The sequence below is a fragment of the Methylovorus menthalis genome, from assembly GCF_020523625.1.
Taxonomy (GTDB): Bacteria; Pseudomonadota; Gammaproteobacteria; order Burkholderiales; family Methylophilaceae; genus Methylovorus; species Methylovorus menthalis.
In genome coordinates, this window is the sequence record NZ_JAJAQH010000003.1 from 301,761 (window position 1) to 314,420 (window position 12,660).

Sequence of the window (12,660 nt, forward strand, 5' to 3'; positions counted from 1 at the left end):
CTTTGCTAGAGTTAAGCCTGGATGCGTTTATCCCGCTCAATCAAGGCATAAGCTGAGTGATTGTGAATGGACTCGAAATTCTCGGATTCCACCACGTATTTCACGATGCGTTTTTCCACATTCAATTGGGCAGCCACATCACGCACCATGTCTTCCACAAATTTCGGATTGTCATAGGCGTGCTCGGTGACGTATTTTTCATCTGGACGCTTCAGCAGACCAAACAGCTCGGAAGAGGCTTGTGTTTCCACGATGCGGATCAGGTCCTCCACCCAGATGAAGTCATTGATCAGCGCGGTGATGGTGACATGCGAACGCTGATTGTGCGCGCCATAGTTTGAAATCTTCTTGGAGCATGGGCACAGGCTGGTGACCGGCACCATGACTTTGACCGTGATATCAAATTTGCCCTTGTTGATTTCACCAATGAACGTGACTTCATAATCCAGCAGGCTTTGCACGCCGGAAATCGGCGCAGCCTTGTTGATGAAGTATGGGAACGTCATCTCGACGTAGCCGGACTCCGCTTCCAGACGCTCCACCATCGCACGCAGAATGGTCTCGAAGGATTCCACCGAAATCTCACGCTCATTCATGTTGAGTATCTCAACAAAGCGCGACATATGGGTGCCCTTGAAGTTGTGCGGCAGATGCACATACATGTCAAACATGGCGACCGTATGCTGCACACCACCAGTTTTATCCTTGACCTTCACCGGATGGCGTATGGATTTGATCCCCACCTTGTCGATGGCGAGATGTCGCGTATCCGGCGTATTCTGGACATCTTCAATGGCTGGTGTAACTGGCTGGTTCATGGGGCGTTCCAATATCGTAAAGAGGGTGCGGTGTAATACTTGAGTATACTACTAGGTTAATTTTTTCTCAATTGAGGCAATGATGCCTTCCGCATTGAGACCGCATTCCGCCAGCATGGTTTCATGTACGCCATGATCGATAAAAGTATCCGGCAGCCCCAGGCTTAAGGTAGCGATGTGTGGGTTGATATCTTGCAATGCTTCCATCACCGCGGCGCCTGCGCCACCGAGCAATGTATTTTCCTCTACCGTAACCAGCAGGCTATGGCTGGCGGCGAGTTCTGCAATCAGGGCCACATCCAGCGGCTTGACGAAGCGCATGTTGACGACGGTGGCATCCAGCTTTTCCCCGGCTTGTAGCGAGGGTGTCAACATGCTGCCAAATGCCAATATGGCAACGCTCTTGCCATGGCGGCGGACTTCGCCCTTGCCAATAGGCAGGGCTTTCATGGCCTTCTCGATCACGGCACCCGGACCGCCGCCACGTGGGTAGCGCACGGCGCTTGGGCCATCATGCTGATAGGCGGTATACAGCATCTGGCGGCATTCGTTTTCATCCGATGGGGCCAGGATAAGCATATTGGGAATGCAGCGCACAAAGCTCAAATCAAAGCTGCCGGCATGGGTCGGGCCATCGGCACCTACCAGGCCAGCGCGATCAATCGCAAACACGACCGGCAGGTTTTGCAATGCAATGTCGTGAATAAGTTGATCGTAGGCGCGCTGTAAAAATGTCGAGTAAATGGCGACCACTGGCTTCATGCCATCGCAGGCCATACCCGCGGCAAAGGTGAGGGCGTGTTGCTCGGCAATGCCCACATCAAAAAAGCGCTTGGGGAATTTCTCGGCAAAGGCATTGAGGCCGGAGCCATCGCACATGGCTGGGGTGATGCCGATCAGGCGCTCGTCCTGTTCAGCCATGTCGACCAGCCAGTCACTGAATACCTGGGTGTAGGTTTTTTTGCTGCTGGTGGCAACAGAGCAGCCATTGCTTGGATCGAATTTTCCCACACCATGGTATTTGCCGGGATTATCCTCGGCAGGCGCATAGCCATGGCCTTTTTGCGTCACGATGTGGAGGAATTGCGGCCCCTTGAGCTTGCGGATGTTTTTCAGCGTGGTGATCAGGGTTTCAATATCGTGGCCGTCAATCGGGCCGATATAGTTAAAGCCGAATTCTTCGAACAGCGTGCCTGGCGTGACCATGCCTTTGACGTGCTCTTCTGCACGCTTGGCAAATTCCAGCATGGGCGGTACCACGCCCAGCACTTTCTCGCCCGAGCGGCGCATGGACGCGTAAAAGCGGCCGGAAAGCAGCTTGGCCAGATAGTTGTGCAGTGCGCCTACATTCGGCGAAATCGACATGTCATTGTCGTTGAGGATCACCAGCAGGTTGGCATCCATGGCCCCTGCGTTGTTGAGCGCCTCAAAGGCCATGCCTGCGGTCATGGCCCCGTCGCCTATGATGGCGACCGCGCGGCGCTCTGAACCCTGCTGCTGGGCGGCGATCGCCATGCCCAGTGCGGCGGAGATCGAGGTGCTGGAATGTCCAGTGCCAAAGGTATCGTAAGGGCTTTCATTGCGACGCGGAAAACCAGCGATGCCATTTGGCATGCGCAGATCGGCCATGCCATCGCGGCGTCCGGTCAGAATCTTGTGCGGATACGTCTGGTGGCCGACATCCCATACCAGCCGGTCTTCCGGCGTATTGAATACATAGTGCAGGGCGATGGTCAGCTCAACTACGCCCAGGTTGGATGAGAGGTGGCCGCCCGTGCGCGCCACGCTATCAATCACAAACGTGCGCAGTTCCTGGGCCAGCTCGGGCAGCTGCTTGCGATCAAGTAATCGTAGCTGTTCAGGCGATTGGATAGTGTCGAGTAATGGATACATATCAGAAGCTGCGTTGCGTAATGAATTTAGCCAGTTGCTGCAGGCGTATGGCGGAGTCCCCGTAAGAGGCCAATGGAGCCAGGGCTTCGTCGTAAAGCTCTTGCGCCAGCTGCTTTGCCCGCTCCAGCCCGAGGATGGTGACATAGGTCGGCTTGTTGCTGTCTGCGTCTTTGCCCGCAGTTTTGCCTAGCGTGGTGGTGTCGGCTTCGCTATCGAGAATATCGTCCACCACCTGGAAGGCGAGACCCATCGCCTGGGCGTAGTGGTCGACGGCTTTAATGCGGGCTGCATCAACCGTTTCAGCGCTCTCGGCGCCCAGCAGGGCGGCAGCGCGGATCAGCGCCCCGGTTTTGTGGATGTGCATCTGTTCCAGTTCGGTCTGCGTCAGGTCCAGGCCCACGCTGGCGAGATCAATCGCCTGCCCACCGGCCATGCCGCGCGAACCGCTCGCCACTGCCAGAATGTGCACCATATGCAATTGGCGTGCTGCATCACGAAGCAGGCCCGGCTCGGTCAGCACTTTGAAGGCCAGTGTTTGCAGGGCATCGCCGACCAGCAGTGCAGTGGCATCGTCGTATTGTTTATGACAGGATGGTTTGCCGCGGCGCAGGTCGTCGTCGTCCATGCAAGGCATGTCGTCATGCACCAGGGAGTAAGCGTGTATCAGCTCTACCGCGGCGGCTGCCTGTTCGACGGCCGTGATCGGTGCCTGGCAAAATTCCCCCGCTGCGTGGGCGAGCAGGGCGCGAACTCGCTTGCCGCCGCCCAGCACTGCATAGCGCATCGCCCCATGCAGGCGCGATGGTATGATATTTGCAGCAGGTAATATGTCGTCCAGCACCCGCTCCATGCGGGTCTGGATATCCAGCGACCATGCGTTGAAATCCATTATTGTTGATCGCTAAAAGATTTAAGTTGGTGGGTATCGTTCAATATCTGCACTTGTTGATCGACATCGGCCAAGGTCTGCTGGCAGAATTTAAGTAACTCGGCCCCGCGTTTGTAGGCGGCCAGCGAGAGCTCCAGCGGTAGCTGGTTGGTCTCCATCTGCTGTACGAGGGCTTCGAGTTCGCTCACGGCACTTTCGTAAGTGAGTGGCGCATCGGCAATTTTTTTGCTCATGACATTGATTGTTCTGGGGCGTGCGTCTGTAAAATGAAGGCCGCGAGGCGATAACGAGTATGCATTTCTAGCCTGAATTATATAGTTTACGCTATATCTTTGTCAGGGCTAAATGCAGGGTCGGGAATAACAATACAACAGGGAGCAGCGCAGGCTGCATATAACGATGATGAAGAATGCTACCTCGCTGGACGAAGAGTGGCTGGTGCGCCTGGAGTCAGCCAATCTGGCATTGTCCAAGGCCATGCCGCTGGGCGATCTTGAAGCGGTGATTTACCTGCAGCAATCCTGCCGGCCGGATTTGCTGTCACTGACACGCTATTTCGCCATGACGCCCAAGCTCGATGTGGTGCTGGAAAACCGGATTGTCCGTACCGTTGGCGATCATCTGCAACAGTCGCGCGTGGCATGCACCCACCATATCAAGGCCTTGATGGCACGCCAGAGCAAGCAGCAGCTCATGCAGCTGCTGCTGGAAAAGCTGCAGATCATGGCGTTGATCGCCAAATGGTGCTACCTGCGTTATCAGCCTATCCCTGAGCGATACTGGCTGGAGCTGCATGCGGATTATCTGTTGGCCGAACGCTTGCGGCTGGATATCCCGGCGTTCCAGTCGGGCTATGTGCATATTCTGATGCTGGACAGCATCAATCTCAGCAGCATGCAGAAAGCGGAAATCGAAGCGCTGGACCGCTGGGTGTCGCAGTGGAGCGTACAAGTGGCGGTAACAGCGCATTGCGACGACCGGCCGCATGCCATGTTTGTGGACCTCGGGCAGGATGTCGGTGCCCGGCGTTTGCGCAATTTTACGCCCACCGATAACTTCCGCTGCTGGGTGATCGAGATGATCTTGCGGGATCTGGAGCAGATGCGCGAGCAGCTCTCCGCTGGCGCCACCAGCATGCCTGTGTTGCCAGGGGTTACGCCTGCCCGTGCTGCGCAGATCATCGATCTTCTTATCATGGCCTGGTCTGATCTGCGCGAACAGCGCAGGCGTGTGGAGCGTGCCGCCGTCTCCAAGCTGGCGCAAGCCGTAAACGGCCTGTTTGCCGTATGCCAGCAAATCCGGAACGAAGCCTACCGCCCGACTTTTCTTCATCCGGATGATGTGCAGCCCCTGCCCAATTCGTGGGAGGTGCAGAACGAGAGCGTCTTTGGCTTGGGTGCCGTCGTGAATGCGGACCTGAATCTGTGGGTCAAGCCTGGAGCTTTGCTCTCCCTGCAGTTTGCGCTGAATCCGGATATGGAAGTGCTGGCCGTGGTGCGTAGCCTGCAACAGCGGCCGGGCAGGGAGCTTTATGTAGGCCTGGAAGTGATTTCCTATACGCCAGCCTATGTGCAGTTGACGACGGAAGACCCGCCAGCCGAAGAGGAAGCCACCCCCGGCCTTTATCTGGGGCGCGATGATGACAGAAACTGGCCGCCGAGTTTGCTATTGCCTCTGCAGCCGCCAGCCGATGTTGGCGAGCTGGTGATGCATCTGGAACATTCTGATTACCGGGCTACGCTGGGCGATGTGCTGGAACAGCAGGCCGACTGGGTGCGGATAGCGGTCATGGTGCGCGATTAAATACGCTGCGCCCGGGCATGCTGTTGATTTTTAACGTGTATGCATCGGGCCGGAAAGCGATGAGCCCTAATTGAGCACGCGCTGCAAAAACTGGCGAACGTCATCAATTTCTTCGCCACATACGCTATGCGGCATGTCATACGTGTGCCATTCCAGCGCATAGCCATTGTCTCGCAATACATCGCGCGACGTGGCCGCAGTGGAGGGCAGAATCACGCTATCGTCCGTGCCATGGGCCATGAAAATGGGCGTAGCCTGGTTAGCGGCATGTCTTTCAGTAGCCAATGCTTGCTTTATCGGTAAATAAGTCGATAGCGCGAGTACACCAGCCAATCGCTCTGGGTAGCGCAATGCTGTTTGCAGCACCATGGCGCCCCCCTGCGAAAAGCCCGCCAACACAATGCGGTCAGTCGGAATGCCACGCGTGATTTCATCCTGAATAAGCGCTTCGATCTCGGTTTGCATGGCACGTATGCCCAATTCATCCTGCTGGCTATCCAGCCCCAAGCCAAAAATATCGTACCAGCCGCGCATGGGGTAGCCGTTATTGAGGCTGATAGGCCGCACCGGCGCATGCGGAAAAATATAGCGCACCTGCGGCAAGCCCAGTTCCTCGGCAATCGGCACAAAATCGTGGCCATCTGCGCCCAGGCCATGCAGCCAGATAATGCTGGCCGTCGCCAGCCCTTGAGGTTCCAGGGTGATTTTTTCGAGCATGTATAGAGTTCCAGAGGATGTTGATAAAGGCCGGGCGCTAGGCTGGGTGGATAATACGCGCTACCATCTTGCCATGCCCGTCCGTCCGGCAGCGGGCATGCACCTATCATAACAAAAGACGGAAGCGGGGCTATATGGAGCGAGTGCCATGCAGGTAAAAGTATTGGGATGTAGCGGTGGCATAGGCGGCAATCTGCGCACTACCTCATTGCTGGTGGACGACGATATCCTGATCGACGCTGGTACCGGCGTGGGCGATCTCAGTATTGAGCAAATGGCTCGAATTGATCATGTCTTCCTCACCCATTCGCATCTGGATCATATTGCCTGTTTGCCGCTGATGCTCGATACCGTCGCTGGCCTGCGCCAAGCGCCCGTGACTATTTATGGACTGCCCGACACCTTGCATGCGCTTAAGACGCATATCTTCAATTGGACCATCTGGCCTGATTTCAGCGCTCTACCCAGCGAAGCCAAGCCCTTGATGTGCTATGCCGAAATTGAGATGGGTGAAACCATCGCACTGGGTCAGCGGAGCATAACCCCGCTTGCTGCCCATCATACTGTGCCTGCTGTTGGCTACTGGCTGGATAGTGGCGTTCACAGCATGGTATTCACGGGCGATACCACCACTTGCGATGCTTTGTGGGAACAGGTTAACCGAATTGAAAACCTGAAATACCTGCTGATTGAAACGGCGTTTGGCAATGATGAGAAGGCATTGGCAGAGGCATCAAGACACCTGTGCCCATCGTTATTGTTTGAAGAGTTGAGTAAACTGCAGCGATCAGCCCATATCTACATCACCCATCTGAAGCCGGGCGAGGGGGGCGAGATCATGTATCAGGTTGAGCAAAGCTCGAAACATGCGGCCTTGCGTGGGTTGCAGAATATGCAGTTGTTCAAGCTGTAAATTGACAAAATAAAAGCCCTTATAAAGGGCTTTTATTTATATACGACTAGGTATTATGGTGCTTGACGGCATTCGGCGGGGACAAAGTTATAGCTTGTGTCAGCTGTCCCGCATCTCCAAGCGACTGGAGAGTTTACATTGGCAACTGAAGGGGTCAGTGTCAGAGCCACATTGCGGGCCTTGTCGGTCATTGTGACGACCAACACGCCTGCATCGCAGGTGAGGGATGAAACATTCCCTGCCACATTTGTATTGACGCCTCGGCATGCCGTAGCATCAACAACGCCACCAGCATTGGCAACATTTTCACCGACGGTGAGCTTTTGCGCGGCTGCCAGGCCCAAGCCTTCTGTTACACGTGCGCGAATGGTGTAATCCTGATAAGCAGGCAATGCCACCGCTGCCAAAATGCCGATAATCGCGACCACGATCATCAGTTCGATTAAGGTAAAACCTTGCTGTACGTTTTTCATGTCATCACCTTTTCAGTCAATTTAGGAGAGTCTCTAGCAGTTTGCTGCCAGGGGTATTGCGTCGATAAACGGGGTGTTTGTTGATCACTTCGTTTATCAGATGAATCAAGCATAACGCAGGCAAAAAAAAAGCGGATGGTGACATCCGCTTTTTTGATTTTCAGTGACAAAAAATGTCACCGATTGCTGAGGGCAATTAGTTGCCTTCGGCCACTTTCTTCAGGTTGGCCAAGCCGGCATCGTACACGCCGGTCACAGCGTTGATGGCGGATTCGTCATCCTGGCCTGGGGGGATAGGTGGGTTCAGCTTGTATACGCGGTAAAAGCGGCCTACCCAGGTCACCGTGCTTTCGCCAGCGCCAGGGCCTGCCTTGACGGTGATGAAGGAGTTGTAGTCGGCAACGGGCAATACGCCTTCCACGATTTCATATTTCAGCTTCATGTCGGCATCGTCAGCGCTACGCAGTTTTTCGTAGATGGTGCCGCCGCCCTTGAGAGTCAGCAGGCGATAGGTGTCACCATCCTTGGTTTCAAGCTTGGTGCTGGCAACGGCGGGGTGCCATTTTTGCATGTTGCCGAAGTCCTTGATCAGCGCCCAGACCTTGGCTGGGTCAGCCTTGATGGTGACTGTTTTTTCAACTTTTTGTGGCGATGGGCCGTGAGCAGCGGCAGTCAGGGGCATGACGGCCAGAGCGATAAGGGCGAGTAGTTTTTTCATGCGATTTTTCTCCGTTGATAAAAGTCTTTTTGCTAAATCCGAATCCGGGGCTGGATTCATTCTCAGTGCGCCGTCTCCTGAATAAACTGGCCGAATGCCCGACTTTGCTTGTCAGTGGCAATGGTAGCAATCAGTTTATTGTTGCTGGCGTCGATCACTGAAACCGTGTTGTCGAACCAGTTGGCGACGTAAACCCGCTGGTTCGCATGATCAAAACTGATGCCTTCGGGGTAACCTCCCACCGGCACGATGCTGATGACTTTTTGCTGGCTGGCATCAATCACCGAGACATTGTCGCTTTGCGTATTGGTGACGTAGATGCGGCTACCATCCGTGCTGACCGTGACGCAGTAGGGATGTTCCCCTACCTTGATGGTGCTGACCTTGAGCGTTTGCGTATCAATCATGGAGACGCTGTTGCTGTATACATTGACGGCGTAAAGCTGTTTGCCATCCCGGCTAAGTCCCAGGCCAAAAGGATGTTCACCCACGGCAATGCGACTGACGATCTGCATGCTTGCGGTATCAATGATGGCGACATCGTTGCTATCGCGATTGGCCACATAAAGCTGCTTGCCGTCAGGGCTGACGATAATGCCTGCTGGGGCCTTGCCCACGCTGACCACACGCTGCTGCGTTAGGTCGGCGGTATCCAGAGCGAGCACCTTGTCTTCAAACCAGTCGGCAACGTACAGCGTTTTGCTGTCTGGCGAGAGAGCAATGCCGACCGGGGATCCATGCAAAGGCAGCTCTTGCAGTACTTGATAATGCTGGCTGTCGATCACGGTAATGGATTGGCCATCAACATTGCTGATGTATGTGCGGCCCAAGGCTGCAGAGGTGGCAACACCTACAGGGGCTTTGCCAACTTCTATGCTGGCAATGACCTGATTCGACGCAAGATCAATCACCGAAACCGTGTTATTGCCTTGATTGCTGATATAGGCAAAGCTGCCAGCCTGGCATGACCATGCGATGCAGGTGGAGAGTGCGGCAATGATGATAAGCAGCGATTTCAATGGGAAGCGGATCTGCGGATGGTTGTGATGTGAATCAAACGCTTGAAAAGCCGATATGGTTGACTACGCAGTATACGGGCCGCTTGCAAAGAGCGTCAAGCCGCGCTTGGCGGGTGATATTCCCGAATTTGGCCGGCATGCAGACGCAATCCTGTTGCCTCTGGTGAGGCAAGTTGGCATGCAGCTTTCAATCGGGGCTGAAGTGTGAAAAAATTACACTAAATTATTAAGGTAGTACGTCATGATAGATCGCGATGGATATCGCCCGAATGTCGGCATCATATTATGCAATGCCCGCAATGAGGTTTTCTGGGGCAAGCGTATTCGCGAACACTCCTGGCAGTTCCCGCAGGGTGGCATCAAGCACGGCGAAACGCCAGAGCAGGCCATGTACCGTGAACTTATGGAAGAGGTTGGCCTGCGCCCTGAGCATGTCAAAATTCTTGGCCGCACTCGTGACTGGTTGCGGTATGAAGTCCCCACCAACTGGATCAAGCGGGAATGGCGCGGCAGCTATCGCGGCCAGAAGCAGATATGGTTTTTGCTGCGTATGGTAGGCCGCGATTCGGATGTTTCGCTGCGTGCCAGCACGCATCCTGAGTTTGATGCTTGGCGCTGGAGCGAGTACTGGGTGCCCATGGATAGCGTGATTGAGTTCAAGCGTGAGGTTTATCGCCTGGCGCTCAATGAGCTTGCTGCGCATCTTAGTGGAGATCCCCGCAAAAAGCCGCGTAGCCACGGCAGCTCGATTATTGCTTCTTGAGTAAAGCCTGCCGGGGGCTGGCGCCTGCTAGCCCCTGTTTGCCATGGCTTCGCCCAGTCTGATTGGGCGCTCTTCCTGCCATAGCGGATTAAACTCTAAAGGCTGCTTTGGAAAAAGCAGGACGACAGTAGAACCCAATAAAAACCGACCCATTTCCTCGTTCTGCTTGAGGTGAATCTGGTGCTCGGCATATTCCCATACAGAGATATTGCCCGGACGTGGCGGATTAACCACGCCATGCCAGGTGGTGGCCATGCTGCCGACGATGGTGGCGCCCACCAGTACCAGCACGAACTTGCCGTGGGCTGAGTCAAACTCGCACACTACGCGCTCGTTGCGCGCAAACAGGCCAGGCACGCCCTGGGCGGTTACCGGGTTTACCGAAAACAGATCGCCGGGTACATAGGTCATGCGCAGCAGATGCCCATCGCAGGGCATGTGGATGCGGTGATAGTCTCTGGGGCTGAGGTAGAGGGTGGCAAAGTGGCCATCCTGAAATTCATCTGCCAGTGCCTGATTGCCTGCCAGCAATGCCGTGGTGGAGTAGTGGTGGCCTTTGGCCTGAAAAATCTGGTCGCCAACAATAAGGCCAATCTGGCTGATAGCGCCATCAACCGGGCATAGCCAGGTGGCCTCCGCGGTGGGGCGGGCATCTGTGCGCAGTGGGCGGGTAAAGAATTCATTAAAACTGACGTAGCGCCGGATATCGGGCTCAACGGCTTCCTGCATGTTGACGGCATAGCGAGCTACGAACCAGCGAATAATCGCCGTTGTGATCCAGCCCATGCGGGCATTGGCGACCCATCCGGCAAAAACGGTGATGGCCTGTTTGGGCAAGAGGTATTGCAGGGAGACGGCGAGACGATTCAACACACAAGATTCCGGATGGGCAATGAGCGGACTATTATAATGATAGCGGCAACAAGTCCCAAGGAATGCGCCGGGTGGAGGGAATAAAAAAGGCGATGCATCAGCACCGCCTTTTTTATGTTGTCATGCGCTGACTGCGCGCATGACGGAATTGCGCTTCTTAGTTCTTGCTTTGGTCAACCAGCTTGTTCTTGGTGATCCAAGGCATCATGGCGCGTAACTGGCCACCGACTTGCTCGATGGGGTGAGCAGCGTTCAGGCGACGACGTGCCGTCATGGATGGGTAGTTGGTACGGCCTTCTGCAATGAACTGCTTGGCGTATTCGCCGGTCTGGATGTTCTTCAGGCATTCCTTCATGGCAGCACGTGCCTGATCAGCAATCACGCGTGGACCGGTCACATACTCACCGTATTCTGCGTTGTTGGAGATCGAGTAGTTCATGTTGGCGATGCCGCCTTCGTACATCAGATCCACAATCAGCTTCAGCTCGTGCAGGCATTCGAAGTAGGCCATTTCCGGAGCGTAACCAGCTTCGGTCAGGGTTTCAAAGCCAGCCTTTACCAGCTCAACCGCGCCACCGCACAGCACAGCTTGTTCGCCGAACAGATCGGTTTCGGTTTCTTCGCGGAAGTTGGTTTCGATCACGCCGCCTTTGGTGCCGCCGTTGGCGCAAGCATAGGACAGTGCTACATCCTTTGCCTTGCCGGATTGGTCCTGGTAAACAGCGATCAGGGTAGGTACGCCGCCGCCCTTCAGGTACTCGGAGCGCACGGTGTGGCCTGGGCCCTTAGGCGCAATCATGATCACATCCAGATCAGCACGTGGGATGATCTGGTTGTAATGGATGTTGAAGCCGTGAGCGAAGGCAACGGTTGCGCCCTGCTTGAGGTTGGCAGCGATGTCAGCGTGGTAGATTTGCGGCATGGTTTCATCTGGCAGCAGAATCATGACCAGATCGGCCTGCTTCACTGCATCAGCGATTTCAGCAACCTGGTGACCTGCATTCACAGCCTTGCTCCAGGAGCTGCCGTCTTTGCGCAGGGCCACGGTGACATTGACACCGGAGTCCTTCAGGTTTTGTGCATGGGCATGGCCTTGAGAGCCATAACCGACGATCGTAACTTTCAGATTCTTGATCAGTGAAAGGTCGGCGTCTTTATCGTAATAAACTTTCATTTCAACTCCTAAATTTATAGTGTTTGGCGTGAGTCCGGATGGTTGAAATCGGGCCTGGGCTGTTCAGCGTCAGGCTACGGGCATTCAATTGCCCGAACTCACCATGATTAAATCTTGAGAATTCGGTCGCCGCGTCCAATGCCAGAGGCGCCGGTACGCACTGTTTCCAGTATGGCTGTCTTGTCCAGCGCTTCCAGAAACGCATCCAGCTTGCTGCCAGTGCCGGTAAGCTCGATGGTGTAACTGCCGTCTGCCACATCAATGATGCGACCACGGAAGATATCGCACATACGTTTCATTTCTTCGCGGAAAGGGCCGGTGGCTTTCACCTTGACCAGCATCAGTTCGCGTTCGATATAACGACCATCGTTAAGGTCGAGTACCTTGACCACATCCACCAGCTTGTTGAGCTGCTTGATGATCTGCTCGATCACTTCATCGGATCCGGAAGTGACGATGGTCATGCGTGACAATGTGGGATCTTCGGTAGGAGCCACAGTCAGGGATTCAATGTTGTAGGCACGCGCTGAGAACAGGCCGGCCACGCGGGACAATGCGCCCGCTTCGTTTTCCATGAGTAAGGAAATAATGTGTTTCATCTAACAGC

Annotated in this window: 14 protein-coding genes; 3 read left to right on the top strand and 11 right to left on the bottom strand. The window is 54.9% G+C overall.

Going from position 1 to position 12,660, the window contains the following annotated elements:
* Positions 1-11 precede the first annotated feature (11 nt).
* Genes folE2 through LG204_RS04060 form a run of 4 tightly spaced genes read right to left on the bottom strand, consistent with a single transcriptional unit; the run spans position 12 to position 3,833 of the window.
* The gene (folE2, locus tag LG204_RS04045) at positions 12-818 is read right to left on the bottom strand and encodes a GTP cyclohydrolase FolE2 (RefSeq protein WP_013441426.1); all 807 of its coding nucleotides are present in this window, start codon (positions 816-818) and stop codon (positions 12-14) included.
* A gap of 51 nt (positions 819-869) precedes the next feature.
* Positions 870-2,711 (bottom strand): 1-deoxy-D-xylulose-5-phosphate synthase, encoded by a 1,842-nt coding sequence (dxs, locus tag LG204_RS04050; RefSeq protein ID WP_230336058.1) that lies wholly within the window; start codon positions 2,709-2,711, stop codon positions 870-872.
* A 1-nt stretch (position 2,712) separates the two neighbouring features.
* The gene (locus LG204_RS04055; RefSeq protein WP_230336059.1) at positions 2,713-3,600 is read right to left on the bottom strand and encodes a polyprenyl synthetase family protein; all 888 of its coding nucleotides are present in this window, start codon (positions 3,598-3,600) and stop codon (positions 2,713-2,715) included.
* Positions 3,600-3,833, bottom strand: coding sequence for an exodeoxyribonuclease VII small subunit (locus LG204_RS04060; protein WP_013441429.1), 234 nt, complete (start codon positions 3,831-3,833; stop codon positions 3,600-3,602). Before LG204_RS04060 ends, LG204_RS04055 begins: the two co-directional genes overlap by 1 nt.
* 166 nt (positions 3,834-3,999) lie before the next feature.
* Here LG204_RS04060 and LG204_RS04065 point away from each other — a divergent pair, with 166 nt between their 5' ends.
* On the top strand, positions 4,000-5,403 hold the full coding sequence (locus LG204_RS04065) for a hypothetical protein (protein ID WP_230336060.1): 1,404 nt from the start codon (positions 4,000-4,002) through the stop codon (positions 5,401-5,403).
* Between the two features lie 66 nt (positions 5,404-5,469).
* On the opposite strand, the gene LG204_RS04070 is transcribed toward LG204_RS04065, so the two are convergent.
* Entirely contained in the window at positions 5,470-6,120 is a 651-nt protein-coding gene (locus LG204_RS04070; RefSeq protein WP_230336061.1) for an alpha/beta hydrolase, read from the bottom strand.
* A gap of 148 nt (positions 6,121-6,268) precedes the next feature.
* Here LG204_RS04070 and LG204_RS04075 point away from each other — a divergent pair, with 148 nt between their 5' ends.
* A complete protein-coding gene (locus LG204_RS04075) occupies positions 6,269-7,033 on the top strand; it encodes a 3',5'-cyclic-nucleotide phosphodiesterase (protein WP_230336062.1) in 765 nt (254 codons plus the stop codon).
* Between the two features lie 53 nt (positions 7,034-7,086).
* Here the strand turns inward: LG204_RS04075 and LG204_RS04080 are convergent, their stop codons facing one another.
* From LG204_RS04080 to LG204_RS04095, 3 genes are all read right to left on the bottom strand, one after another.
* Positions 7,087-7,506 carry a pilin gene (locus LG204_RS04080; RefSeq protein WP_328441089.1) on the bottom strand — a complete coding sequence of 140 codons (420 nt, stop codon included), beginning with the start codon at positions 7,504-7,506 and terminating at the stop codon, positions 7,087-7,089.
* A 196-nt stretch (positions 7,507-7,702) separates the two neighbouring features.
* Positions 7,703-8,224, bottom strand: coding sequence for an SRPBCC family protein (locus LG204_RS04090; protein ID WP_230336063.1), 522 nt, complete (start codon positions 8,222-8,224; stop codon positions 7,703-7,705).
* Between the two features lie 62 nt (positions 8,225-8,286).
* Positions 8,287-9,243 (bottom strand): YVTN family beta-propeller repeat protein, encoded by a 957-nt coding sequence (locus LG204_RS04095; protein ID WP_230336064.1) that lies wholly within the window; start codon positions 9,241-9,243, stop codon positions 8,287-8,289.
* A gap of 241 nt (positions 9,244-9,484) precedes the next feature.
* On the opposite strand from LG204_RS04095, the gene LG204_RS04100 reads away from it, so the two are divergent.
* A complete protein-coding gene (locus tag LG204_RS04100) occupies positions 9,485-10,006 on the top strand; it encodes an RNA pyrophosphohydrolase (RefSeq protein ID WP_230336065.1) in 522 nt (173 codons plus the stop codon).
* Positions 10,007-10,033: 27 nt separating this feature from the next.
* Here the strand turns inward: LG204_RS04100 and asd are convergent, their stop codons facing one another.
* The 3 genes from asd to ilvN form a co-directional block, all read right to left on the bottom strand.
* Positions 10,034-10,879: an archaetidylserine decarboxylase gene (gene asd, locus LG204_RS04105; RefSeq protein ID WP_230336066.1), complete on the bottom strand. Its 846-nt coding sequence runs from the start codon at positions 10,877-10,879 to the stop codon at positions 10,034-10,036.
* Between the two features lie 157 nt (positions 10,880-11,036).
* Positions 11,037-12,053 (bottom strand): ketol-acid reductoisomerase, encoded by a 1,017-nt coding sequence (ilvC, locus tag LG204_RS04110; RefSeq protein ID WP_230336067.1) that lies wholly within the window; start codon positions 12,051-12,053, stop codon positions 11,037-11,039.
* A 107-nt stretch (positions 12,054-12,160) separates the two neighbouring features.
* Positions 12,161-12,652, bottom strand: coding sequence for an acetolactate synthase small subunit (ilvN, locus tag LG204_RS04115; protein WP_230336068.1), 492 nt, complete (start codon positions 12,650-12,652; stop codon positions 12,161-12,163).
* Positions 12,653-12,660: the final 8 nt, after the last annotated feature.

Coding starts and splice junctions, on each gene's coding strand:
- LG204_RS04090 (WP_230336063.1), bottom strand. CDS start 8,224: ATGAAAAAACTACTCGCCCTTATCGCTCTGGCCGTCATGCCCCTGACT.
- LG204_RS04060 (WP_013441429.1), bottom strand. CDS start 3,833: ATGAGCAAAAAAATTGCCGATGCGCCACTCACTTACGAAAGTGCCGTG.
- ilvC (WP_230336067.1), bottom strand. CDS start 12,053: ATGAAAGTTTATTACGATAAAGACGCCGACCTTTCACTGATCAAGAAT.
- LG204_RS04100 (WP_230336065.1), top strand. CDS start 9,485: ATGATAGATCGCGATGGATATCGCCCGAATGTCGGCATCATATTATGC.
- LG204_RS04065 (WP_230336060.1), top strand. CDS start 4,000: ATGATGAAGAATGCTACCTCGCTGGACGAAGAGTGGCTGGTGCGCCTG.
- folE2 (WP_013441426.1), bottom strand. CDS start 818: ATGAACCAGCCAGTTACACCAGCCATTGAAGATGTCCAGAATACGCCG.
- LG204_RS04055 (WP_230336059.1), bottom strand. CDS start 3,600: ATGGATTTCAACGCATGGTCGCTGGATATCCAGACCCGCATGGAGCGG.
- dxs (WP_230336058.1), bottom strand. CDS start 2,711: ATGTATCCATTACTCGACACTATCCAATCGCCTGAACAGCTACGATTA.
- LG204_RS04080 (WP_328441089.1), bottom strand. CDS start 7,506: ATGAAAAACGTACAGCAAGGTTTTACCTTAATCGAACTGATGATCGTG.
- LG204_RS04075 (WP_230336062.1), top strand. CDS start 6,269: ATGCAGGTAAAAGTATTGGGATGTAGCGGTGGCATAGGCGGCAATCTG.
- LG204_RS04070 (WP_230336061.1), bottom strand. CDS start 6,120: ATGCTCGAAAAAATCACCCTGGAACCTCAAGGGCTGGCGACGGCCAGC.
- ilvN (WP_230336068.1), bottom strand. CDS start 12,652: ATGAAACACATTATTTCCTTACTCATGGAAAACGAAGCGGGCGCATTG.